The organism is Vibrio sp. 10N.261.55.A10 (assembly GCF_041470825.1).
Lineage (GTDB): Bacteria > Pseudomonadota > Gammaproteobacteria > Enterobacterales > Vibrionaceae > Vibrio > Vibrio crassostreae_C.
Genome location: NZ_JBFRNC010000011.1, coordinates 200788 through 226038, shown reverse-complemented (window position 1 = coordinate 226038; position 25251 = coordinate 200788). Strand labels below are relative to the sequence as shown.

At 45.3% G+C, this 25251-nt stretch carries 19 protein-coding genes; 7 read left to right on the top strand and 12 right to left on the bottom strand.

Annotated features, from left to right (window positions below; genetic code table 11):
• Positions 1-324: 324 nt before the first annotated feature.
• The 3 genes from fabV to AB4274_RS04015 all read right to left on the bottom strand — a co-directional run bounded on the left by fabV (position 325) and on the right by AB4274_RS04015 (position 4705).
• Positions 325-1527: an enoyl-ACP reductase FabV gene (fabV, locus tag AB4274_RS04025; RefSeq protein ID WP_017065406.1), complete on the bottom strand. Its 1203-nt coding sequence runs from the start codon at positions 1525-1527 to the stop codon at positions 325-327.
• A 210-nt stretch (positions 1528-1737) separates the two neighbouring features.
• Complete coding sequence (locus AB4274_RS04020) at positions 1738-4020, bottom strand: acyl-CoA dehydrogenase (RefSeq protein ID WP_136978080.1); 2283 nt, start codon at positions 4018-4020, stop codon at positions 1738-1740.
• Between the two features lie 55 nt (positions 4021-4075).
• Positions 4076-4705, bottom strand: a complete 630-nt coding sequence (locus AB4274_RS04015; RefSeq protein WP_017065403.1) for a TetR/AcrR family transcriptional regulator — start codon at positions 4703-4705, stop codon at positions 4076-4078.
• 761 nt (positions 4706-5466) lie between these two features.
• Between AB4274_RS04015 and AB4274_RS04010 the strand changes: the two genes are divergently transcribed.
• Positions 5467-6774 carry a TolC family outer membrane protein gene (locus AB4274_RS04010; protein ID WP_136978081.1) on the top strand — a complete coding sequence of 436 codons (1308 nt, stop codon included), beginning with the start codon at positions 5467-5469 and terminating at the stop codon, positions 6772-6774.
• Positions 6774-7385, top strand: a complete 612-nt coding sequence (locus AB4274_RS04005; protein WP_136978082.1) for an OmpA family protein — start codon at positions 6774-6776, stop codon at positions 7383-7385. The genes AB4274_RS04010 and AB4274_RS04005 overlap by 1 nt, the downstream gene beginning before the upstream one ends.
• 275 nt (positions 7386-7660) lie before the next feature.
• Here AB4274_RS04005 and nhaA read toward each other — a convergent pair whose 3' ends face one another.
• The 5 genes from nhaA to AB4274_RS03980 form a co-directional block, all read right to left on the bottom strand.
• Positions 7661-8827, bottom strand: coding sequence for a Na+/H+ antiporter NhaA (gene nhaA, locus AB4274_RS04000; protein WP_010441484.1), 1167 nt, complete (start codon positions 8825-8827; stop codon positions 7661-7663).
• 275 nt (positions 8828-9102) lie between these two features.
• On the bottom strand, positions 9103-10251 hold the full coding sequence (locus AB4274_RS03995; protein WP_372111073.1) for a lipocalin-like domain-containing protein: 1149 nt from the start codon (positions 10249-10251) through the stop codon (positions 9103-9105).
• The gene (locus AB4274_RS03990; RefSeq protein ID WP_372111070.1) at positions 10241-12694 is read right to left on the bottom strand and encodes an ABC transporter permease; all 2454 of its coding nucleotides are present in this window, start codon (positions 12692-12694) and stop codon (positions 10241-10243) included. Before AB4274_RS03990 ends, AB4274_RS03995 begins: the two co-directional genes overlap by 11 nt.
• Entirely contained in the window at positions 12675-13346 is a 672-nt protein-coding gene (locus tag AB4274_RS03985) for an ABC transporter ATP-binding protein (protein WP_017060385.1), read from the bottom strand. Before AB4274_RS03985 ends, AB4274_RS03990 begins: the two co-directional genes overlap by 20 nt.
• A 122-nt stretch (positions 13347-13468) precedes the next feature.
• Positions 13469-14842, bottom strand: coding sequence for an MATE family efflux transporter (locus AB4274_RS03980; RefSeq protein WP_017060384.1), 1374 nt, complete (start codon positions 14840-14842; stop codon positions 13469-13471).
• Between the two features lie 98 nt (positions 14843-14940).
• Between AB4274_RS03980 and AB4274_RS03975 the strand changes: the two genes are divergently transcribed.
• Positions 14941-16371, top strand: coding sequence for a DUF2867 domain-containing protein (locus tag AB4274_RS03975; RefSeq protein ID WP_017065397.1), 1431 nt, complete (start codon positions 14941-14943; stop codon positions 16369-16371).
• Between the two features lie 125 nt (positions 16372-16496).
• On the opposite strand, the gene AB4274_RS03970 is transcribed toward AB4274_RS03975, so the two are convergent.
• From AB4274_RS03970 to rsuA, 3 genes are all read right to left on the bottom strand, one after another.
• Entirely contained in the window at positions 16497-17156 is a 660-nt protein-coding gene (locus tag AB4274_RS03970; protein WP_017060382.1) for a DUF2913 family protein, read from the bottom strand.
• A complete protein-coding gene (locus AB4274_RS03965) occupies positions 17156-18373 on the bottom strand; it encodes a Bcr/CflA family multidrug efflux MFS transporter (protein WP_372111067.1) in 1218 nt (405 codons plus the stop codon). The genes AB4274_RS03970 and AB4274_RS03965 overlap by 1 nt, the downstream gene beginning before the upstream one ends.
• 200 nt (positions 18374-18573) lie before the next feature.
• Positions 18574-19269: a 16S rRNA pseudouridine(516) synthase RsuA gene (gene rsuA / locus AB4274_RS03960; RefSeq protein ID WP_017060380.1), complete on the bottom strand. Its 696-nt coding sequence runs from the start codon at positions 19267-19269 to the stop codon at positions 18574-18576.
• A gap of 97 nt (positions 19270-19366) precedes the next feature.
• Between rsuA and AB4274_RS03955 the strand changes: the two genes are divergently transcribed.
• The 4 genes from AB4274_RS03955 (at position 19367) to AB4274_RS03940 (ending at position 23860) form a co-directional block, all read left to right on the top strand.
• A complete protein-coding gene (locus AB4274_RS03955; protein WP_019821311.1) occupies positions 19367-21109 on the top strand; it encodes a DEAD/DEAH box helicase in 1743 nt (580 codons plus the stop codon).
• 180 nt (positions 21110-21289) lie between these two features.
• Positions 21290-21688, top strand: a complete 399-nt coding sequence (locus AB4274_RS03950; RefSeq protein ID WP_050052988.1) for a PepSY domain-containing protein — start codon at positions 21290-21292, stop codon at positions 21686-21688.
• Positions 21689-21749: 61 nt separating this feature from the next.
• Positions 21750-22409, top strand: a complete 660-nt coding sequence (locus tag AB4274_RS03945) for a response regulator transcription factor (RefSeq protein ID WP_017060377.1) — start codon at positions 21750-21752, stop codon at positions 22407-22409.
• A gap of 104 nt (positions 22410-22513) precedes the next feature.
• On the top strand, positions 22514-23860 hold the full coding sequence (locus tag AB4274_RS03940) for an ATP-binding protein (protein WP_372111063.1): 1347 nt from the start codon (positions 22514-22516) through the stop codon (positions 23858-23860).
• Between the two features lie 77 nt (positions 23861-23937).
• Here the strand turns inward: AB4274_RS03940 and AB4274_RS03935 are convergent, their stop codons facing one another.
• On the bottom strand, positions 23938-25245 hold the full coding sequence (locus AB4274_RS03935; RefSeq protein WP_017070602.1) for an LssY C-terminal domain-containing protein: 1308 nt from the start codon (positions 25243-25245) through the stop codon (positions 23938-23940).
• Positions 25246-25251: the final 6 nt, after the last annotated feature.

Sequence of the window (25251 nt, the reverse complement as noted above, 5' to 3'; positions counted from 1 at the left end):
AAGATCAACACGCCCTAGCATCTGCTGCATTAAAAGCAGCCAAGCTTAGATATTTCAAATGCACTAATTCACTTTGGGTTAGTGCATTTTTTATAACCTGTTTTAAGCGGTTCAAGCCTTCTTCCCCACTCCTGCTCTTAACTCTCTTCATCCCTTATTTCTACTCTTGTCCCCCTTCGAATCGCGGTAGCCGTATCCGCTCTTAAATCTCTTCGCATCCCGCCACTCGAATCCCATATCTGCTCTTAATCTCTTGAACCAAATAGCAGACAAAAAAATAGGCGCTCAATGAGCGCCTATTTCGTTTAGATTCGATAACTTGAATTAGATGTCAGCTACATCAAATTCAACAGCTGGGTTAACGTCAGCTTCGTAATCAACACCTTCAACACCGAAACCAAATAGCTTCAAGAACTCTTCTTTGTACTCTACGTAGTCAGTCAGTTCTTTTAGGTTCTCAGTTGTGATTTGAGGCCATAGGTTACGACAGTGATCTTGAATGTCTTCGCGAAGCTCAAGGTCATCTAGACGTAGACGGTTCACTTCATCCACTTCTGGCGCGCTGCCGTCTTCTTTGTATAGACGTTGGCTGAACATACGGAAGATCTGTTCCATACAACCTTCGTGAATACCTTCTTCACGCATCTTCTTGAACACCATAGCGATGTAAAGAGGCATTACAGGGATTGCAGAACTTGCTTGAGTCACTACAGACTTAAGAACAGCAACGTTTGCAGTACCGCCAGTTTGGCCTAGCTTCTCGTTCAGCGCTGTCGCTGCACGGTCTAGATCCATCTTAGCTTTACCTAGTGCGCCATCCCAGTAGATTGGCCACGTTAGTTCAGTACCGATGTAGCTGTAAGCAACCGTCTTACAACCGTCCGCTAGAACACCAGCTTCAGAAAGAGCATTGATCCAAAGTTCCCAATCTTCACCGCCCATTACAGTAACAGTGTCTTTGATCTCTTCTTCAGTTGCAGGCTCTACGCTTGCTTCGATGATTGTGTCTTTGTTCGTATCAACCGCAGTTGACGTGTACGTTTCACCGATAGGCTTTAGAGATGAACGAATTACTTCGCCAGTCTCTGGCATTTTACGCACTGGAGACGCCAGTGAGTATACAACCATATCGATTTGGCCTAGATCTTCTTTGATCAGGTCAATTGTTTTCTGTTTAGCCTCGTTAGAGAAAGCATCGCCGTTCAGGCTTTTTGAATATAGGCCTTCTTCTTTAGCAAACTTGTCGAACGCTGCTGAGTTGTAGAAACCAGCTGTGCCAGGCTTTTTCTCAGTACCGGCTTTCTCAAAGAAAACACCGATAGTTGAAGCGCCGCCACCAAATGCAGCCGCAATACGTGAAGACAAGCCGTAGCCACTTGAAGAGCCAACAACTAGTACACGTTTAGGTGCGTTTGCGATTGGGCCTTGAGCTTTTGTGTAAGCAATTTGTTCTTTTACATTAGCTTCACAACCGACTGGATGTGTTGTAGTACAGATGAATCCGCGAATTCGAGGTTTGATGATCATATTCAACTTCCTTAAAAAATCAGGTTAAGGATAAAAGTTTCGTACGCAAATGGCATCTAATTTCTGTAAAAATGTGGCGAAAATGCAAGTGGTTGGAGCACTCAGTGAATATTTGCTGACAAAGTCACCATTTGTTAACGCCTCTATTGCAACTTCTACGACAAAAACAAAAAAAGGCACCTAATAAGGTGCCTTTTGTCATTTATTTATCTAAGCAACGCTATTTAGCTTAGGTTTTAACTCTTTTCGCGTCAAAGTTTCACTGTAATCATGACTGAAGTGGTCAACTTGAATCGCTGCGTAGCGAAGTTTGTCTGCTGCAATGATTTGGTCAACTTCGTCTTGAGTAAGAACATCTGCCGCCAGTGCTTGAGCAAGTTTATCTTGCAATAGACCTTTACGAGCCACTTTGCCCTCTTTCACTGCTTTGAAGATCTTACGTTCGAGAGGCTTGATGCTGTACATCGCATTGAACGCATTCTCCATTAGGCCAACACTATCCTCTTCTTCCTTACCGATGTAGCAAAGGTGAGTCAGACGTTCACGGTGTGCGCCCGGAGTCATCAAGCTTTCTGCTAGTTGCACTGTTAGGTTGTCACTTGGTTTTTCGAAGTGGTTACCGACAGGGAAAACTAGACCTTTAAGTACTTTACCTACCATCTTGTTCGGGAAGTTTCTGTACGCTTCTTGTAGCGATTTAGCCGCGTTATGGAAACAGTGTTGAACCGCGTAGTGTACGTAGTCTAGGTCAGCTTGTTGACGACCTTCATCTTCATACTTCTTAAGCGCTGCAGACGCCATGTATAGGTAACTTAGACCATCACCTAGACGTGCAGAGATAAGCTCTTTACGTTTCAGTTCGCCACCTAGTGTAAGCATTGCGAAATCCGCACTCACTGCAAGCGCACGGCTCAAGCGAGTTAAGTCTTGGTAGTAAGGCTTCGTTGGACCGCTCATATCCGCTTTAATGAACTTAGAGCCTGTCAATGCCGCACCGAACGCACCAAACGTGTTCTTAGTTGCGTGAGAGATGTGCTTGAACAACAAGCTATCAAAGTCTTTTGCACCTTGCTTCTCGTCTGGGTTCGCTGCCGCTTCCATTTCGCTCAATACGTATGGGTGACAACGTGTCGCACCTTGACCGAAGATCATCAGGTTACGAGTTAGGATGTTCGCACCTTCTACTGTGATAGCAACTGGAATACCTAGGTAAGGCGCAGCTAAGTAGTTCATTGGACCATCTTGAATTGCACGACCAGAGTGGATATCCATTGAATCATTCAGGATAGTACGCGCCATTTCTGTCATGTGATATTTCGCGATAGCCGTAACGATACCCGGCTTCTCTTTCATATCGAGTGAAGTAGTTGTTAGTGTACGAGTCGCTTCTAGTAGATACGTTAAGCCACCAATACGACCTAAACTCTCTGCAACTCCTTCAAACTTACCAATCGACATACCGAACTGCTTACGAACATAAGCGTATGCGCCGGTCGTTTTCGCCGTTAGGTGGCCCATCGCCGTGCCAAGTGCGGGTAATGAGATACCACGACCTGCAGACAGACATTCCACCAGCATACGCCAGCCTTTACCTGCGTAATCGGCACCACCGATTAACCATTCCATAGGAATAAATACATCGTGACCGCGTGTTGGACCATTCATAAACGCAAGACCAAGTGGGTCATGACGCTCACCAATCACAACACCTTCGTGGTCAGCCGGGATTAGCGCACAAGTGATGCCAATGTCTTCTTTGTCACCCAGTAGCTTTTCTGGATCGTGCAGTTTGAAAGCCAGACCAAGTACCGTCGCCACTGGTGCTAGTGTAATGTAGCGTTTGTTCCAGTTAAGCTTGATACCTAGCGTCTCTTTACCTTCGTGCATGCCCATGCACACAGTACCGACATCAGGGATACCACCCGCATCAGAACCCGCTTCTGGGCCTGTTAGTGCGAAACATGGGATATCTGTACCGTCAGCAAGACGAGGTAGCCAGTAGTCTTTTTGGTCTTGAGTGCCGTAGTGAGACAGCAGCTCACCAGGACCAAGAGAGTTTGGAACCATTACTGAAACCGCAGTACTGATACTGCGAGTCGCAATCTTAGTTACGATAGTTGAGTTAGCGTGTGCTGAGAATTCACGACCGCCATACTCTTTCGCAATAATTAGCGAAAAGAAACGCTCTTTGCGTAAGAAGTTCCACACCTCTTCAGGAAGGTCTCGATCTTCTTTTACAATTTGGTGGTCATCAAGCATAGCGAGCAAGGTTTCAAGCTCATTATCCATGAACGATTGCTCTTCTGCTGTCAGCTGAGGTTTTGGGTATTGGTGCAGCTTAGTGAAATCTGGTTTACCAGAAAACAGCTCTCCGTCCCACCACACGCTACCCGCTTCCATCGCTTCTTTCTCGGTGCTAGATAGTGGTGGTAGTACTTTTTTAAAGAGTTTAAAAGCTGGGTCACTTACCCATTTTTGTCTTAGAGAGCTCATAGTTCAGATCCTTTTGTTCACTATATTGGTTGTGAATGTTTCGCTTTTTATTGTTTTATTCTTCTGCTGACATGCCAGCGGCTAAATATGGAATAAGAATATCGACCACTGCCTTAGCATCTATCTTTCTGTCATAGTCATTCTCTGCAATTTCTACCAGAGCCTGACTTGATGCCATGGTGAATACACAAGTCCCTAGGGTGAAGTGTAATCGCCAAAATAACTGTTCTTGAGTGAGGTTCGGATTCGCCTTCATTACAGATGTCGTAAACAAAGAAAGTACTTCGCTGTAGCGAGTAGTAATGAACCAACGCAAGTGTCCTTGCACATCCGTATAGCCTCTGCCGATAAGTAACATGAATCGGCTTGTACCATTTGGCCTAACATCATTAAGTGCTCTTAGTGGCTGTCTCAACGACTCAAACACGTCACTCATAGAATACGTTTCGTTCAAGTTTAAGTTCACTAATGCATCTTGCAGTGCTGGCATAAATGCTTCTAAGTAACGATTGAGTACCGCACGAACCAGAGTCTTCTTATCGCCAAAGTGATAGTTCACTGAAGCTAAGTTGACATTCGCTTTACTCGTAATCGTACGTAAAGAGGTGTCATTAAAACCGTGCTCAGCAAATAAGCCTTCAGCCACATCTAAGATTTTGTCTTTGGTTGTACTTCTTGGTGCCATTTCAATCACTCGTATTAAACAACTGTTTGAAATATACGCTTTGTACATTTATTTAACAAGCAAGCAACATCACATTTTCACAAATTGGTCGTACCAGTTAATGAAACTCAGCACTAACCGATTGAATCGCTGTGTGTTTATAAAAAAAGAAAAAAATAATGAATTTTCTTGGAACTGAAATGGAAATGGAGAGTCCTAAATTAGGTAGAAAACAGCGTATTTAGAAGTTTAACAGGCCGTCAAACTTGTTCTTCTCACTGCTTTCTTAATTACTGCATTTTCCTTATTAACTCCTATACTTGTATCCGCCCAAACCACGTTGGTTTGGGCTTTTTTTTTGTTTGTTGTTTGGGACGAGAGTGAGCCTTACTTACCCCTCTTCACAGCTACTAACTACAACCTGAACAGCGCGACCGCCTCTTTATATGCTGTCATTTCTTCCTAAGAGTCGAACTACCATGCTTGGCACATTGTTATCACTGGAACTCGTATTTCAAACAACCTACTAGCCAACGTTTACCTATCTGAGTCCAAACCTAATACTACGTTTCCTCTATTTACGGTGCATCCATTCGAAGCTTGCCACTTGCTACTATTGGTAAATTAATCAATAAGGATAGAGACTTACATTCGAAATAAAGCCAACAAACTTAGCAATTTCTTGCAGATGTCCTAAGCTTCGTTTAATACCCTTTTCAATTAAGTAGTTAAACGCTTGTTGGGAAGCGGCGGGAGCTTTTAAAAGTAGAAGGAGACCTACTTTGAGACTGTTGAAATTACCTATTATGTGTTGCTTAGTTATTGCAGCTCCACTCTCTGCTCAAACTTTAGAACAGGCCGTAGCCATTACCTTGGCTACAAACCCTGAGATAAAGAGTATCTTTAATGAGTTTGTGAGTGTACGGAAACGAAATGACGCCGCAGGTGGTGCTTATAGACCTAGTATCGACCTGGATGCTGGTATTGGTTACGAAGGCATAAACCCTGCACCAAATAACGGCCCCGATACCGATCTCACAAGAAAGGAAGCGACGATTTCCCTCACTCAGTTGCTGTGGGATGGTTCATCGACTCTCAATGATATTGATCGTACTGCCGCAGAAGCAGAATCGGTTCGTTTGCAATTGCTCGCGGATGCCGAAGACAAAGCGCTAGAGGTCACACAGATCTACTTAGACGCAGTCAAAGCAACTGAAGTTTTAGCCCTTTCGGAAAGTAACCTCGCTATCCACAAGAAAATCTATAAAGACATCAAAAAGCGTGCAGTCTCAGGCATAGGCTCAACCGCAGATGTATCTCAGGTAGAAGCAAGGATTGCAAAAGCTCACGGCAACTTATTAGCCGCACAGAACAACCTAATTGATACCCACACCCAATTTAGAAGAATAGTGGGTCAAGAACCGCTTGGCTTAGTCTACCCAAGAGCCGATATTTCTATGATTCCTCTGTCATTATCAGACGCGCTTGTTGATGCTCTGGACCAACACCCAGTCATCAAAGTCGCGACTGCAGATGTCGATTCAGCGCACTTCCAGTACAAACAATCAAAAGGGGTTGACTACCCGACGTTCTCTATCGAGGCATCTCAATCATGGCGAGATGATGCTGGAGGCGATGAAGGTTCGAGCCAAGAGACTTTGGCAATGTTGAGAATGCGATACAACCTCTACAACGGTGGTACCGATAGTGCTAATTCAGAAGCTGCAGCTTACCAACTCAATAAAGCAAAAGATCTAAGAGATCGTGCTTATCGACAAGTTGAAGAAGGCCTTCGCCTCTCTTGGAGTGCATTGGATCTGACGTTACAACAAAAGAACTTCTTGTCTGATCACGTGGATTCGGCGTCAGAAACCGTTATCGCTTATGAGAAACAATATCGAATCGGCAAACGTACGCTACTTGATCTGCTTAACACTGAAAACGAATTGTTTGAAGCCCGCAAAGATTACTTAGATGCGCATTACTCTGAACAGTACGCTAAATACCGTGTAATGAACGCGACAGGCTCTCTATTGAACGCTCTACTGGTCGACATTCCAGACGAGTGGACAACGGCAGTGGAGTATTAATGATGAAGAGACCTTATTTATTACTTTCCGCATTAACGATAACGCTATGTGCATGCTCTAGCCAAAATGAAGAGCCCTACATAGAAACGCCAGAAGCGGAGCAAATTTCTGACCTGCAAGACGATGATAACGATGGTGTGGTCAATGCACGAGATACCTGTCCTGGCACACCAGAGTCGTCTCTGGTAGACAACGAAGGCTGTGGAGAGACGGTTAGCTCGCAAGAAGTCAGACGGCTGAACATCCTTTTCGCCAATGACTCCTATGAAGTTAACCCTATCTTCTCAGATCAAATCACTACCATGGCTGAGTTCTTAGAAACCTACCAAAGTGCATCGATAGAAATTCAAGGTTACGCCAGTAAAGTCGGCGCGAGTGAATACAACTTAGAGTTATCAAAGAAGCGCGCTCACCACGTTGAAGATGAATTATTGTCGAATGGTATAGACCCGAGCCGAGTAAGAGTTGTCGGTTACGGTGAAAACCGCTTAGAGAGCGATGGCAACGATGCTACTTCTCATGCACTGAACCGTCGAGTAACAGCAACGGTTGTCGGGCTGAATGAGCAGATCGTCGAGGAGTGGACCATATTTACCACGCTAGAAAAATAACATGACACTGTCACTCTGGTCATCCAAAACGATCCGCAATTCATGCCGATCAAAATAATGAGTTGAATCTAGGAGTTTTAGATCATCAATAACTAACCAAACTAAAAATACTAGCAGTTAGGATCAATAAAGCCGAGATAGGAAACCCTATCACGGCTTTTTTGTTCTTTGCTGTCACATGAATCGGGGAGGATGATTCTGTGACTCGTCTTGCTACTCAGAAGTTAGCTTGTTAATCAGTGAATAGGCTCGCCGTTAAACGAGCCTACCGCTGATTATAGTTTTACTTCTTGTTGCTTTGCTGTTTTCGGTAAAGAAACGCTTAGCAGGAAGTAACCTAGAATTGCAGCTGTTGTAGATCCCATCAGGATGCCTAGTCGAGCTAGTGTGTCAAACTCTACATTCGTTGGGCCAAATGCTAGTGATGAAATAAAGATAGACATTGTAAAACCAATACCACACAGGACAGATACTGCGAAGATGTTCATAAAGTTCACACCTTCAGGGAGCTTAGCAACACCCAATTTCACCGCACCCCAGCTGAATGCAAAGATACCAAGAGGCTTACCAATCAATAGACCCATAGCGATACCAAGCGGTAGCATACCTGTTAGGCTTGAGATTGAGATACCTTCCAATGAAATACCTGCGTTTGCAAAAGCAAAGACTGGCAAGATTGCAAAAGCGACGTATGGGTGCAGAGCATGTTCTAGATGCTTCAGCGGAGAATGTTCACCTTTATTGCCTTTCAGTGGGATAGCAAAACCAATCACTACACCAGCCAGCGTTGCATGAACACCAGACTTCAATACTGCAAACCACAGAATTGCACCAACAATGAGATACACACTCAGCTTAGTTACATGCTTGTTGTTTAGCATGAACAGCACACCAGTTGCGATGAAACCAACCGTTAACGCAAGCGTTGATAGGTCGCCTGAGTAGAACAGTGCAATGATAACAACAACGCCAAGGTCATCGATAATTGCTAAAGCCAATAGGAACACCTTCAAGCTAACCGGTACACGGTTACCAAGAAGCGCCATGATACCTAATGCGAATGCAATATCAGTTGCCGCTGGGATAGCCCAACCTTGAAGCGCTTCTGGGTTACTTGAGTTAAATAGCACGTAAATAAGTGCCGGAGCTAGCATACCGCCAACGGCTGCGATAGCTGGGAAGATTGCTGTCTCTTTAGACTTTAATGCGCCTTCTAAAAGTTCGCGCTTAACTTCTAAGCCGATTAGAAGGAAGAAGACAGCCATTAAGCCATCGTTAATCCAGTGAGACACAGACATACCAAGAACGTAACTATGCAATACGCCTTGGTACATTTCGTTCAGTGGTGAGTTTGCTACAAACATTGCGATCGCCGCAGCGATGACTAGTATGATGCCGCCAGCAGATTCCATTTTAAAGAAGTCACGGATGACGTCGGTCATGATTTCGCCCTTATATTTATTATTTAAATAAACGAATAACAAAGAATAACCATGAGTTTATATCCAAGCGTAATCGATAGATAATCACTTCTTCGGATGTTTAACTTCGGTTTTTCCTACAAATACTAAACAATACGTCGTATATTCCATAATGTTGTTATGCACCATGAATTAAGTATAGATGAGATCATCGAACCTGTATGCACAATTCATTGGGGGACGCTAAAAGGCGCAGGCATAAAAAAAGGCTATCAAATTATAGCCTTAGGTGTTTTTTAGTAGCCAGTTAACTGCATAAAGCCTGTCGCTTCATGACTCCCGCTCGCCTTAATCGGCCCTTCCCAATATGGTATGACAAATGGAAGCCACATATCCCTGCGTATAATACGCGTTGTGAGGTTGATATCATGCTTAGGGACGTTAATGATCCACTGCAAAGGCATCCGTCTTCCATTCATCAACGTTGTATTTTGCAATGGTTGAATGGAAATGTCGGATTCCGTTAATTGGTAAACTTTGCCTGAGCGCGTTGCTAATGTCCCGAATATGTAAGGCAACTGTTGGTTATGACGATAGCGGTTAATGCTCAGCGCTGTGCCGTCAGCGAGGTTAAATACAAACCAATCCCAACCTTGTTGGCCCACTCCAAGTAAGCCACTGCCCCACTCTTTATGTACCCACGCAGTTCCTTCCACTTCCTTGGTAACGCCGTCTAGGTTCAACACACCACTCAACGATAAAAATGGAGCGCTGAAGTTATAAGACGCGACAGGTAATAAGTCGTGCTTTTTCTGATAACCGTTATCGCCGTTGAGCACATAGGGCCCTTTTGCAATGGTGTCGAGTTCAAGTCCAAACGTGTCTGTTTGCACTTGAAGGCGTCCTGGGAATGGGGTATTGCCGAGTGCACGCCAGTTCCAGTTATCAATCCAAAGTCTGAATGGACGATTAGTCATTCCCGCTTGGCCAATACCGCCACGAGCCATGCGCTGTTCTTTCCATACTTTGGACTTAGAAGAGACCACCACATTTGAGATATAGACTTGAGGGCTTTGCCACCCCGGTGTTTCACGTTCGTCCGTTGCGATACGAAAAAAACTCCACTGAACCGAATAGTCTTTACCATCATCACCTTTCAAAGACGCGAAGTAATGCCACCACTCGTGCTGAAACTCTGGGTGGAACTTAAAATCTTGTGGTAGCGAAACATTACGGTCTGGCAAAACAGGTTCGAACACATTGAAGTGTTCATTAACCAATATTGAGTTAACTTCATTCACGCCCTTTTCACCAGGATCGATGAAATAGGAGTAATAACCCCAAACACTTAAAAAGATGCCGAAGAAACTGATTAATAGCAGAGAAGACAGAATTCGTTGTCTTAACTTAGTTGAAGTATTCCGTAAAAACATACTAAAGCGCATCCCTCAGTGACTTCATCGGAGTGTTCCGAATCATTCTCATCACTGGTAAAGCACCAGCTAGCATCAATGCTGCCATGGCCCATGCAAATGTCTGCAAATAGTCCCAAGGAATCACTTGTAACTCAAGTGACCACCCAAAAGACTGCTTTATCACGATATCAACAATTAGGCTCGCTAGCGCTAATCCGAGCGGAATCGCAATTAAGGAGGAAATAAGCCCAAACACAAACAACTGCAAACTACCTGTCAGGATCAGTTCTTTCGCCGAGACACCCAAACAGCGCTGCAAGGAAATATGCCTTTGGCGAGACACTTCTCCCGCAACCGTCGCAAAGAAAATACCGAAGACGGCGATAACCAAGGTGATGTTACCTAATGTATCTGCAATCGCGAACGTCCTATCGAACACCCGCATCGCTTGACTGTGGATGTTGTTGTTATCGAAAACGCGCTCGGAGCCAAGCCTGAATACGCTTTCTAATCGGCTGCGAAGCCCTAATGAATTCACATCGTCTTTGAGTATTACCCCAAGGCCGACATTACCCCGCCCTGCAAAGCCATACAGCCAGTTTCGATGCGACATCATGACTTGATGGTAAGGATTACCGTAATCGTAATAAACACCGACAACCTGCCAACCAGAGCCGAGACTATCATAGAGGTCGATGTAGTCGCCAGGGCGAATCCCCAGCTTGAGAGACATCGATTCACTGATCAACACGCCTTTAGAGTGATGTAAGTGATACCAGTAATTCGGAATACCTAATTTGATCGTCAGCGCTTCTAGCTCACCTTCAGAAGGCCCCGTACTGACCACCTGAATACTACCGACTGGAGACGCCACATCTTTCTCCCAACGCCACCAAACCGAATCCACTTCAGGTTGGTCAGATAACCAATTACTCATACGAGCAGCGGCATTGTTGGTTGGGTAAATATACAGATCGGCAGCCAAACGCTGTGTTAGCCATTTATCAGTGGTATCTCTAAAGCTACCGACCATGGTTTCTACACCAATATTGGCTGTTAAGGCTAACATAAACGCCATCGTCGCCACGCCACGGTAGCTCATACTGGAAGCTGCATCAGCAAAGAACCAGCGAGCACGAACCCAGCGCAACGAATAAGAGAGGCTGTTAAATAACTTCCACATCAAAAACGGGGTAAATAGCGCCACACTGATCAGCATTAGCGCGATAATCGCAAAACCCGTTTCTTGAGTCTGAGGGGCTTGATACACAGCAACAGCAGCAACCAAGAAGCCACAGCCAATCAACGCTTGCCAAGTGAACTCGGTACCCGCAAAACGCATCAAAGACAAACGAGAAGACAGACGAATCGGTTGAGACTTAAGTAAACGAACCAATGGCCAAGCGCACGCTAAAAACGCACCAAGTAACGCCATCAATAAGCTGTAGCCGCTCCATCGCCAATTCCAGTCGATCGTTAAGCCAACGTTGGCGTCGTATAAGTCGCCTAAGCTTGAAGATACCGCTGGTAACAATTGGTTGGCTAACATGACACCGAATACATTACCGCAGATCCAGCTCAGTACGACCAATATCAACAATTCTAAGCAAAGCGCTTTAGCCAATTGCCAGCCCGATACACCTGTTTGTCTTAAGATTCCGACTAACGGTTGGCGCTGAATAAATGACAACGACATCGCTTGATAGAAAATAAATAAACCAACCACAAACGACAGCATACCCATCGCTTTTAGGTTTAAGTGGAACGCACTGGTCAGCGACTCAAGCTCTGCCTTAGAGCTACGAGAGATCGTCAAACCATTAGGTAACATATTTTTAAGACGTTCAAACTTCTCAGTGGGCATGTCTGAACAAGCAATCACTGAAAGCCCAGCACTGCGTTTAAGCATTCGGAGCAAGGAGATATCCGCAATCAACCTTGTACCATTAATCATATTATTTTGATCAACAACCACAGGACCAAGTTCAGAACCATCCATCAAAGGGATGTAATCACCGTTGTGCCATTCCATGTGTTCAGCAAGATCATCACTGACAAGGATTGGATATGGTGGCTTCATGAGGTTCAAAGCGGTGAGATCTTTTAACGCTATACCAGGTTGTAGCTGAAGCATAGAAACAGGATCTATACCGACAACCATGAAGTTTGCGCCATTTTCATCAGTGATACGATGGTGATCAAGAGGAGAACACTGTTGAAAACCTTCACGGCGAAGTTGGATATAAAAGCCTTGCGGGATTTTATTAGCGTTGTGTTTTGGTCGAATACGATAAGGAAGAGGATTCGAAAAGAGTTTTTCGCCATGCGCATAGCTTTGCTTGGCGTGTTGGTTGATAGCAGTAACACCAACCAAAAGTGATACGCCGAGGGTTAAACCAAGCCATACCAAAATAATCTGCAGTGGGTAACGTCGATAGTGACCGAGTAGTGCCTTAACTACGGGCCATAACATGCAGTTGCCCTCCTTGCAGACGGATCCTACCATCCATATGCAGAGCTACTTTTTCACTGTGTGTTACCAACAGCAACGTACATTCTAATTGACGAGCCAAAGAGGTCAGCAAACGCATTACCGCTTCTGCATTACGCTCATCTAAACTACCGGTCGGCTCATCGGCCAGCAATATTTTTGGTTCCATATACAGCGCACGCGCAATGGCCGCACGTTGTTGTTGGCCACCAGACGCTTCTTCAGGGTAACGGCCAAGTAAAGGCATAAGATCTAAAGCAGAGAGAATCTGTCTCCAGAGACCTTTGTCTTCAGGTAAGCCTTTTAACTGGCGGCAAAAACGGATGTTATCGGCAATATTTAACGTTGGCAGTAAGTTGAATTGCTGAAAAATATGGCCAATGTTGTTTCTGCGATAAGCGGTGCGGTCACGCTCGGTTGAGTCGTGCATATTGAAGTGAGGAAAAGCGATTTCACCTGAGTCCGCTAGGTCTAAGCCCGCGATAAGATTCAGTAAAGTACTTTTACCTGAACCGCTTTCTCCCATTAATGCCAGCTGGTCACCTTGGTTTAATGTTAATTCAGCACCTTGCAAAACAGGGTGAAACTCCCCCCCATCGACATAGCCTTTACATAGGTCTGACAGCTTTAACATTAAACAGCTCGCATTAGTTAGAATTTGGAAGGAGAATCTACACTAATTCCCTGTTAGGAGGAAGTATTTTGAAAGATAGATCACACGCCAACGATAAAGTGATACGATTGGTGCGCCCTACTTCAACTTCCTATCAAGTTTTTAATCCATTTTCTTGTTTTCATGCGATAGAGCGACCCGCCCCACTTGAGGACTTCTTCCGTTAAGAAAAGCAGATATACCCACTCAGGTGGAAACTTAAAATAGATAGCCGCGATGGCTGCCAATGGGATACCGATCACCCACTGAGCAATCAAATCTTGATAGAGGCAGAACTTCACATCACCACCCGCTCTCAACACCCCAACGATCACAGTCAATGGCACCGAGCGAATGACAATACCCACACAGAGGATCAGAATGAACTTCTCTGAGAGGGCTCTGGTTTCTTCCGTCAGTGCGCTAAAGGCATTAAGTATTGGCGTTTGAACGAAATAGAGAAAAACGGCTACAACAATACTAGTTAAGAAACACAAAATTGTTAAGCCAAGCGCTTGATAGTAAACCGCTTCATTGTTTTTCGCACCAAGTTGATTACCCACCAAAACAGCTGCCGCATTCGAAAGGCCAATCAATAAACTCAATGAGATAGATTCAACCGGCGTCATGACCGATAGCGCAGCCAGACCTTGAACGCCCGATTGCCCCATGATCGCGTGGTAAGCAAACAAACCACCCGCCCATGCTAAGAAGTTAAACGTGGTCGGCAGAGACAGCTTCAAGAAGCGAACCACCTTATCAATCGAAGCTGCCGCTTTAATATCGCAAAACTTAAATGCTAATAAATGCTTAGAGAAATAGAGATAACCAAACAAAGTCGCGACTTCAATCGCGCCACTCAGTACCGTCGCAATCGCCGCACCTTTGATTCCAAGCGCAGGAAAGCCTAAGTTACCGAAGATCAGCACCCAGTTTAAGAACACGTTAGACAGGATGCCGATACCGCTGAAAAATGTACTTAGCCCGGGTTTGTGCATCGCTCTCAAACCCACAGCCATACTGCTGACACACGATACCGCTAGCATGCTAAATGACGTAATTACGATGTATTCAACGCCTAAGTTGATGACCTCTTGAGAGTCGGTCGTCACGCCCATGATTTGTGCAGGAAATGAAACGAAAAACGCGATAGTCAGTAAAGCAAACAGTGTCGACACCAGCCACGTCAGCGCAGTGCTTTCTCTCACACCTTGTCTGTTACCCGCGCCCCAATATTGAGCAGTAAGAAGAGCACCGCCCGTGGTAACACCCACCAGCATAATGGTCGTCACGAACATCGCTCGGCTCGCCACCCCCACAGCTGCGATGTCTGCTTCGCCAAGTTGGCCCAACATCAATACATCCACCAAGCCTCGGCTTGAAAACATAATGCTCTGCAAGGTGATGGGCAGTGCAATCGCAATAAGCCTGCGAACAAAATCACCTCGTGTGTGATGAATAATTGAAGAGAGCAACATAGAGAGATACCTAAACGGAACGTATTGATGAATAAAGATAAATATCGCGCTATTATATCAATGTTCGGTTTTTAACCACAGATATAAATGGAGTAACAATGAAGAAAGTACTGGTTTTAGGCGCTTCTGGATATGTTGGTTCGCAACTCCTCCCTCTCCTGCTTGAGCAAGGCTATCAAGTCACGGCAGCAGCAAGGCATATCGACTATTTAAAGGCACGGACCGAGCCTCACGAAAGCTTATCGCTTGAGTATCTTGATCTGGCCGATCAAGCTGCGACACAAGCCTTAGTCCCCGACTTTGATCTTATCTTCTTTCTCGTCCATGGCATGGCGGAAGGCCACGACTTTATCGATTATGAGCTGAACTTAGCCCGTAACTTTGTTTCTGCTCTTGGGCCAAAGAATCAACACGTCATATACCTGAGTTCTTTACAGCCTCAGACTGGTGATTCAGAGCACCTTCAAGCGAGAAAGAAAACCGGCGAATTGCTTCGTAAAGGGCCTGTACCCGTTACCGAACTTCAAGCTGGCGTGATCATTGGCCCAGGATCTGCGGCATTCGAGATCATGCGAGATTTCGTGTACAACTTGCCGATTATGATTGCGCCAAAATGGGTTGACTCTAAAGCCAACCCGATTGCTTTGCAGAACCTGAACCACTATTTACTAAAACTCGCACAAGACACGCCTAGCGAAAGCCAAACCTTTGAGGTTGGCGGGCCGGATATTGTCTCTTACCGAAACCAATTTGCTCATATTGCTAAAACCGCCGATCGTCCACTCAAACTATGGGCGACATCGCTACTGACACCAAAGATTGCTTCATATTGGTTAGGTGTGGTGACTTCTGTACCGTCTAACATAGGTAGAGCACTACTTGCAGGCTTAAAGCACGACTTCATCGCCAGTTCGACCATCATTAGAGAAAAGTACCCTCAGAAGCTTATCTCGTTCGAAAATATGGTTGAACAAGCCATTCACGCTGAAGGAAACTTTGTCAAAAGCAATGTATGGGGCTTTGATAAAACCGCATTCAAACGCTGGCAAGCTGGGTATGGCTATTACCCGAAGAAAACAGGCGCAAGTATCACCTCAAGCGCTTCATTGGAATCGCTTTGGCATGTTGCTCAGCAAATCGGAAGCCCGAAGCAAGGTTACTTCTTTGCTAACACTTTATGGCGCACACGCGAATGGTTGGATGTTCTTTTCGGTGGCGGTGTACCGGTTCGACAAATGCCAGAAGGGCCCAACCTAAAAGTCGGTGACAAAATCGATTCATGGAAGGTCATTCGCTGTGAAGAGAATCAGTTTTTATCCCTGCTTTTCGGTATGAAAGGCCCCGGTTTAGGGCGACTCGAGATTACCGTCTCTGACCACGGTGACTCTCGCGAGCTGAACATTTCAGCGTGGTGGCACCCTAAAGGCTTTCTAGGGTTACTGTATTGGTTTGCTATGATGCCAGCCCACCTGTTTATTTTTAAAGGCATGGTGAAGGCAATTGAGAAGCAGGCTAAAGAACAGGATTAAAAGCAGATGCGAGATTCGGGTAACGGGATGCGAAAAGACTTAACAGCAAATTAGCGACACGCGCTATGAGAGACAAAAAAGAGCGGATAATTCCGCTCTTCGTATCTCTCATCTCGAATCCGCTATTAGCCGATAACGCTAATTGGGATCTCAGCCAGTTGGTTGCCTTGGTTAGCAGGGTAAACGATGTATTCACCGTGATACTTCACCGCAGACTTATAGTCCGTTACTTTGTGAAGCATGAAGCCCGCTTCCATCGCCGCTTGGATGAACTCAGCATGGTTGCCACGAACAAACCAGTTCATTGGCTTAACCATCAACTCCCCGTCGAAAGAGTCGTCACACTGTTTACCGCATAAAGCAAAAGAGTGCTCGCCATCGGTGAAGAATTGAATCTTGCCGCCAGTCGTTAGCTCGTCTTCACTCGATACGCTCCAACCCATCTCGTACATTTTGTCCATGAACGCTTCAACATCACTGTCTTTTAGCGTTTTAGGCTCTTCGCCTTCAGGGAAAAAACGTCCGTAAAACGCAGAAATACGTTTAAAGGTAAAAGTTAAATCAGAGTTGTTGCCTTTTGAGCGACCCTGTTTCTGCCAGCGAACTAAGTCAGGCACAATCACGCGATCATAAGCTTGAGATTTAATCGCTTTTGTTACCCAACGAACAAGATAAAGGTTGTTCGCGATAGGCGCGTCGATCGCTTTACCAGACTTATGCAGAGCATACAGCTCGCCCAGCGCATCGTTCACTAACTTCTGAATTTCAATATAGTATTTTGACATTATGCCTTCTTTCCTAATGTCCAATATAGTAATGCTGACAGTATTGCACATGCTGCCATCATCATAGCCATTGGCCCTGCAGTGTCACTTGGTAGCATAGCAACAATTGCCCCCACTACAGAACCAGTACCAAATCTTAATGTGCCTGCAAGCGAAGAAGCTGTGCCGGCCATATTCGGGTATCCGCTTAAAAGCAGTGCCATTGAGTTACTACCAATGGTAGACAGTGTGCCGATAAACAGCATCACGAATGGCACAATACCCCACAAACCGATATCTAACATCCAACCGACTAACAGACCTAAGCCTGCAAACAGTTGAATGGTTAAGCCGACTCTGAGCATAGCGTGAGAGCCCACTTTCTTAACGATTCGACCGTTGATGCTCGTCATCAAGATCATAGCAACAATATTCAAGCCGAACAGGTAGCCAAACAGATCAGGGCGAACGCCATAGATATCGATGTAAACGAATGAACCTGCCGTTAAGAACGCAAACATCCCTGAAAATGAGAATGCACCAGAGAAAATCAGGCCCATCGCCGTTGGGTTCTTACACAGTCGAGCATAGTTACGAATCGTTGTTTTAAAGCGCAATGGTTGTCGGTTTTCTGCAGGAAGCGTTTCTGGGATCTTCATCGATACCGCCAGAATCACGATCACCGCAAAAATAGCCAGAACCCAGAAAATTGAACGCCAACCGAACCACAACGCTAAGTAACCGCCAATCATCGGAGCAACCAATGGCGCAACTGTCATCACCAAAGTAACGAAAGACATGGTTCTTGCGAAATCTTCACGATCGAACATATCTCTTACCACCGCTTGGATGATAACGGCCGCCGCAGCACCAGCAAAACCTTGAGCGGTACGGATGTAAGTCAGCGCTTCAATGCCATGAGTTGTCGCACTCACCATAGAAGCGATAGCAAACAAGAACACACCAATAAGCAGTACAGGCTTGCGACCATAGCTATCCGCCAACGGGCCATGCAGCAACTGCCCCAGCGCGAAACCTGCGGTATAGGCTGTTAGCGTGATTTGTACCTCACCCGCCGTCACACCAAGATCTTTAGCAATGGTCGGCATCGCTGGCAGATACATATCAATGGCTAGCGGAGTAAGTGCACCAATCGCACCTAGAATCAAAAACAGCACTAAGCCTAATTGAGGTGTTTCTAGTTGGGAGCTTTGGCTCTGTGAGATCGATGTTTGCATGGTTCTCCGAATGTTCAACTGATAGAGCTAGGGACTAGCGTGAGTACGCGAGTCAAAGATTGGCTGAGACTTTCCTAGTACCAGTCAACATCATCAGCCGACGCTATCCATGGTCGGCTTTACAACGAAAGGGCTATTTCCAGCAAAAGTGGTCTCTTGTTAAGAACAATTTCTTGTTAAGAGCAACTTCTAGCTAAGGACTACTTCCAGATTGAATCGACTTCTTCTTGCGTTAGGTAACGGTATTCACCTAACTCTAAAGATTCGTCCATCTCAATTTCGCCAATACGTTCACGGTGTAGTGCTTCTACCTTGTTACCAAGAGCAGCAAACATACGTTTAACTTGGTGGTATTTGCCTTCGTGAATCGTTAGCAATACTTCACGCTCTGCACGAACTTCTAGGTGTGCAGGAAGTGTTAGGCCATCTTCGCTCTTAAGCTGGATGCCCTCTTTGAATTTTTCAACGTAATCGTCTTCAACAGGTTCAACCAACCAAACACGGTACGTCTTCTCGCACTTGTGCTTTGGCGAAGTGATACGGTGAGACCACTTACCATCGTCGGTAATCAATACAAGACCTGTTGTATCAATATCTAGACGGCCAGCAAAGTGCAGCTTGTCCATTTTGATTTCATCAAGTAATTCAAACGCGATACGATTTGCGCCATCTTCATGCGAACAAACAAAGCCTTCAGGCTTATAAAGCATGATGTAACGTGGGCCGTGAACATTCAGTTCATTGCCTTGCCATTCGACAACGCACTCTTCAGTTACCTTGAGTGAACCGCTTTTTTGAATGACATCATTTACTGTCACTGCCTTGGATTTTAATAAGTGTGTTGCTTCTCTTCGAGTGACGCCTAATGCATCGCACAGAAATTTATCTAAACGCATGAATACCTCAACTAATCTAAGTCGGGTATTATAGTCACCTTTGCTCAATTAGTTGAGCTATTTCACACTATTTGTTTTCCTTCTTACAAGACGCGATATGTATACACTCCGCCCGTACCAAGCTGATTCTGTAAAATCAGTGATTCATTACTTCAGAAAACACCAAACTCCGGCAGTGCTCGTGCTTCCGACAGGTGCAGGAAAAAGCCTTGTGATTGCAGAGTTAGCAAGGCTTGCGAAAGGTCGAGTGTTGGTGCTTGCTCACGTAAAAGAGTTGGTTGAACAGAACCATGAAAAGTATGAAGGTTACGGGCTGAAAGGCTCGATTTTCTCTGCGGGTTTAGGACGCAAAGAGACCGACCAACAAGTCGTGTTTGCTTCCGTGCAATCTGTGGTGCGAAATCTCGATTCATTCTCTAACCAATTTTCACTGTTGGTTATCGACGAATGCCACCGTGTTCCCGATGAAAAGACCAGTAGTTATCAGAAAGTCATCACTCACTTGCGCGAGAATAATTCTGGTATCAAGGTACTTGGATTAACGGCTACCCCATATCGTCTTGGGATGGGTTGGATTTATCAATACCATACTCGCGGTCAAGTGCGTTCAGATGAGCCTCGCTTCTTCCGCGACTGTATTTTTGAGCTGCCGATTCGTTACCTGCTCGACGAAGGCTTTCTCACACCAGCACGTATGATTGATGCACCCGTGTTGAGCTACGACTTCTCCCAGTTAAAGCCCGCGAGCACTGGTCGCTACAAAGAAGCAGAACTCGACATGGTGATCGAGCAATCGAAACGCGCGACCCCGCAGATTGTCGATCAGATTATTCACCTAGCCCAAGACAAGCTAGGTATCATGGTGTTCGCTGCGACCGTTCGACACGCACAAGAGATCCTCGGCTTATTGCCAGAAGGTGAAGCTTCAATTGTGATTGGTGATACACCAACTCTCGAACGTGACCAAATAATCAGCGACTTCAAAGAACGTAAAATCAAGTTCTTGGTTAACGTATCGGTATTAACCACAGGTTTTGATGCGCCACACGTCGATTTAATCGCGATTTTGCGCCCGACAGAATCCATCAGTTTGTATCAACAAATCGTTGGCCGTGGCTTACGCCTATCTCCGGGTAAAAAAGAGTGTTTGGTGCTCGACTATGCGGGCAACAGTTACGACCTTTACCAACCTGAGGTCGGCGACCCTAAACCCGATTCAGACAGTGAAATCATCACCATTCCTTGCCCGGCGTGCGGCTTCAATAACAACTTTTGGGGCAAGCTAGACAGCAATGGCTTCTTGCTGGAGCACTTTGGTCGTAAATGCCAAGGCTACTTTACCGATGAAGACACGGGCGAACGCGAACACTGCAACTATCGTTTCCGAGCGAAATATTGCGGTGAATGTGGTGCGGACAACGACATTGCCGCGCGCATTTGCCATGAGTGTGATGCAACCTTAGTCGACCCAGACAAAAAACTGAAAGAAGCACTGAATCTAAAAGATGCCTTGGTATTTGAATGTTTAGAAATGGACCTCAACGTGCTTAAAGACGAGAAAGGTAAATCACAACTTAAGGTCACCTATCGCGGTGAAAACCAAGCGCAAGTGCATGAGTTTTGGTCATTAACCACCAAAAAGCAGAAGCAGAACTTCAAAGACCAATTTGTTCGCCCTCACCTTGCAGACAGACATCGCCCTTTTGAAGAAGCCTCACCGACGAAAGTGGTTGCTCACCAACATAGATTCCGCCCACCTCAATTCGTGATTGCACGTAAAGTCGGACGCTTTTGGAAAATGAGAGACAAGATATTCGAAGACGAACTACAGCAGCGTTAAAGTTAAGAATAAAGGTAAGTCTTACGTTCTTAACACTCGGTAATTAATCTTATGTATTAAAGCCTGCGCCATTTAAGCGTTAAGTTTTTCGGTATCAAATTCTCATTATTAATCAGGTTCACTTTCTGTTCAGAATTACTTTTTTATACTGAACGCTATCAACCTTCTCTAGGATTCGCTATGTTTAGTAAAACTATGATTTCTTTGTTTTCTATAAGCTTAGGCTTATTTGTTTCTGCTGGTGCATGGGCTGACTCACACCATAACGGTCATGAATTAGTACAGGACGTTCACAAAGCAGGAACCAGCATCGAATTTGAAGAAGATCAAGACGAAGTCTACGAAGCCGTACGAGAAGGCTACATTCGCCCTTTCTCAGAAATGTATGCAGCGGTTGAAAACGATCTTCATGGCAGAATCATTAAAGTCGAACTAGAAGAAGATGACGACATTTGGGTGTATGAACTAAAAATCAATTACCAAAACAACATCATCAAAGTCGAATACAACGCTGAGACGTTAGAAATGCTTATGATTAAAGGCCGCAACTTTAAAGACGCAATTAAACACGGCGACTAGTTACGTACGACGAAGAGCTAAGCACGACGAACAGTCATTACAAGAATTAAGAAGAACAATTATGAAAATTTTAGTCGTTGAAGATGAGCCTCGTTTGGGCCAACAAATTATTGAAACACTTGAGGGGGCCGACTGGGTTCCAGAGCTCTCTCAAGATGGTATCGACGCACTCTACCGTGCAACGTCAGAAGAATGGGACGCGATTGTCCTCGATTTAGGTTTACCTAAGCTTGACGGCCTAACGGTATTAAAAGGCATTCGAGACGAAAACATCAACACGCCAGTGATTATCTTAAGTGCTCGTGACACGCTAACTCAACGTGTTGAGGGCTTGAACGCCGGTGCTGATGACTACCTAACTAAGCCATTTGAGATGGTCGAGCTGATTGCCCGTATCCGAGCTCAACTGCGCCGAGCATCAGGCAGTGCTGCTCCGATACTTCAAATCGGTGATCTAAGCCTAGACACACGCAGTTCTAAAGTGTTGTGGCAAGGTCAAGCAGTTAGCCTCACGGCGCTGGAATATAAAGTTGTCGCGTACTTCATGCATAACCAAAACAAGGTTATCTCGCGCACTGAGTTGGTTGAGCATATCTACAAGCAAGACTTCGACCGAGACTCAAACACGGTTGAAGTGTTCATCGGTCGTATTCGTAAGAAAATCGCACCAAAGATCATCAAAACCGTTCGTGGCCTTGGCTACCAACTGAATGCTGAATAGCTCAGTCGTCAATCACGCCAAGAGCAACTATTAATTAAGTGGACAGCCTGTTCTGATCATCGCAATACGATAAGTTACGATGAGCAAAGGCAGGTTGGAAATGCATGAATCTAAAGAAACGAACACTTAAAAACATCAGTTTAAAAAGCCGCTTGCTCCTTGCTGCGGCTTTTTGGCTAGGTGCGATGATATTAGCGGCTGGTGTCGGGATTCCGAAACTGGTTAACGACTACCTCGTCGATGACATGAAGCAGCAGCTTGGCTTAACCATGGATGAGTTAACCGCCAATATCGAAACCAATGACAGTGGTAACCTGATCATGGCAGAGCGTCTGTCTGATCCTAGGTTCAACCAGCCCTACAGTGGTATTTATTGGCGCGCCGCTACCCAAGAGCAGATCATTCGATCTCGCTCGCTATGGGATAAAGACCTCACCATCAAGCGTTTACCGATTCACACATCAGTCAAAGGGCCAGAGAAAGAAAAGCTGATTTACATCGAGCAAGATATCTACCTGCCTGAACTGAACGACCCTGTCACGATCACCATTGGTATTGATGAAGATCCATTAGAATCCACACTGACAGAGCTTACTGGTCAAGTCTGGTTGATCCTAATGTTGCTGTTTGTTGGCGTGCTGATGTTGATCGGTATTCAAGTCAGTTGGTCGTTATTACCGCTCAGCAAGATGCAACGCGAACTGGTAATGCTAAGAAACGGCGAGCAACAAGGGTTAAGCGATAACTACCCGAAAGAGGTTTCTCCATTAGTCTCTGACCTCAATGCCCTGCTCTTTCACTATCAAGAGTTATTAGAACGAGCTCGTAACCACGCGGGTAACTTATCTCATGCGTTGAAAACACCGCTTTCAGTTCTAAAAAATGAGATAGAGCGACTTCCAGAGGATGACAAGGCACTGCTGCAACAGCCCATTCATCAGATTCAAAGCCAAATTGATTATCACCTTGGCCGCGCTCGTATGGCAGGTGCAATGAACATTCTTTCGGTGAAGTCTTCACCTTGTGAGCGTGTTGAAGCTATCTCAATGGCGTTTGATAAAGTCTACGCAGCCAACGAAGTCACCATAATTAACGAGCTAGACTCTGAGATTGAAGTGGCGGTAGAAAAAACCGACCTTGATGAAATGGTCGGCAACCTACTCGAGAACAGTTACAAGTGGGCTGGCAGCATTATTCGCGTCCATGCAAATGAACTCGACGATGGCAACATAGAGTTGGTGATTGAAGATGATGGCCAAGGCATTCCTGAAGAGAAGCTTGAGCAAGTGACCAAACGTGGCGTCCGACTTGATGAAACCACACCAGGAACAGGCTTAGGGCTTAATATCGTAAATGAAATGGCACACAGTTACCGAGGCAGCCTAACGCTCAGCAAGAGCTCAATGGGCGGCTTAAAAGCTTCTCTGGTGCTTAAAGTAAGTAAAGGCTGAACAAGCTAAGTAAAAGTTAAACACAATAAGCCCTAACGTAATGCTAGGGCTTAATTCTATCGACCTTATATACAACTCTATATATCGTTCACAGCAACATCCAAAGTTTGTGAATTATCACTAAGGGTCGTTGCTCCAATCGTTAATACCCGGCCATCAGTGTAATAGTCATGATCGTCATTGATCACTTCCACCGTTGCTAATGGGTACTTGTCTAACTCGATGTCTGGTAGTAACGTTCGTATCTGATTAGCAAGCCGATCTCGCTCTTCATCAACATTAGGGTCAATGTTATGAAGCACGGTCACAATGCCTGAGTAAGGCGTGACTTTAAGGCCATCATCATAGCTAATTGCGCCTAACCACTGAGGCTGGTTAGTTTTAATATCAACACCTGCACGCCACCAACGAATATGGCTGCGCTTCATCAGGTTACCCGGCAATTGAAAAGCCATATCTTGCGGCTTGTCTCGCCAATATAAATCAGACACTGGCGGCGTTTTTTCTCTAAGCAATGCGAGATAACCAACCCATTCAATCTCATTTCGAGAGAAGGTTTGATTCTCTATCCAGCCTAATTGCTTCATTAAGTCTCTTGGGGTTGCTCCAACATAAATTACGTTGATCGCTTGCGCCGAGTAGAACGAAGATTTACCGGGGAACGCTTTATAGGTAACCGAGTTCCAGTCGACTTTGTTTATTTGAGCCGTCTCTGGTTGATTCTGAAAGTCATCCGCTTTCCAGAAAAAGTGAGCGTAGTTCGCAAACAATACCCACGCCAACAACAGCGCACTAGACTTAAGTACTAAGCATCGCCACTTCATTCGGTAACCGATAATGGTGAAGACTAATACCGCGAACACACCAACGATCAAGCTATTATGCTCCGAGATAAATATCTTAAGGCTATTAAGCCACGGGAAGTTTTCAACGCCGTGCGCCAGTAACATGCCCCAAGCAATGAACTGCCCTCCACCAAGGGCCAAACCGATAAACGCCAACACACTAAAATTACGCCACGGTACACGATGCGAGCCAGCTATAAATGGCACAACCCAAGCGATAGGCCCTAATAAACGAGCAAAAAGAATGATGTATGTGCCTTTGCGAGCAACCAGATAGCGGCAGCGCGCAATTAATCTTTTGGTTTTAGGGCGAAACTTAATGAGCCTTCGTTGCACCTTAACACCGTATTTATAACCAATGAAATAACTGAGTTGATCACCAAGCAAACCACCTAGCATCACCAAAACCAACGCCATCCATGCACCTGAATACAGTTGAAAGCCCGCTGCGATAAAGAACGGCTCTCCCGGTACAAATAGGTTTGGGCCAATGAGAGCATCACCCAATGCTCCCAGAAACAACCCTAGTCCATCAAACATAACAAC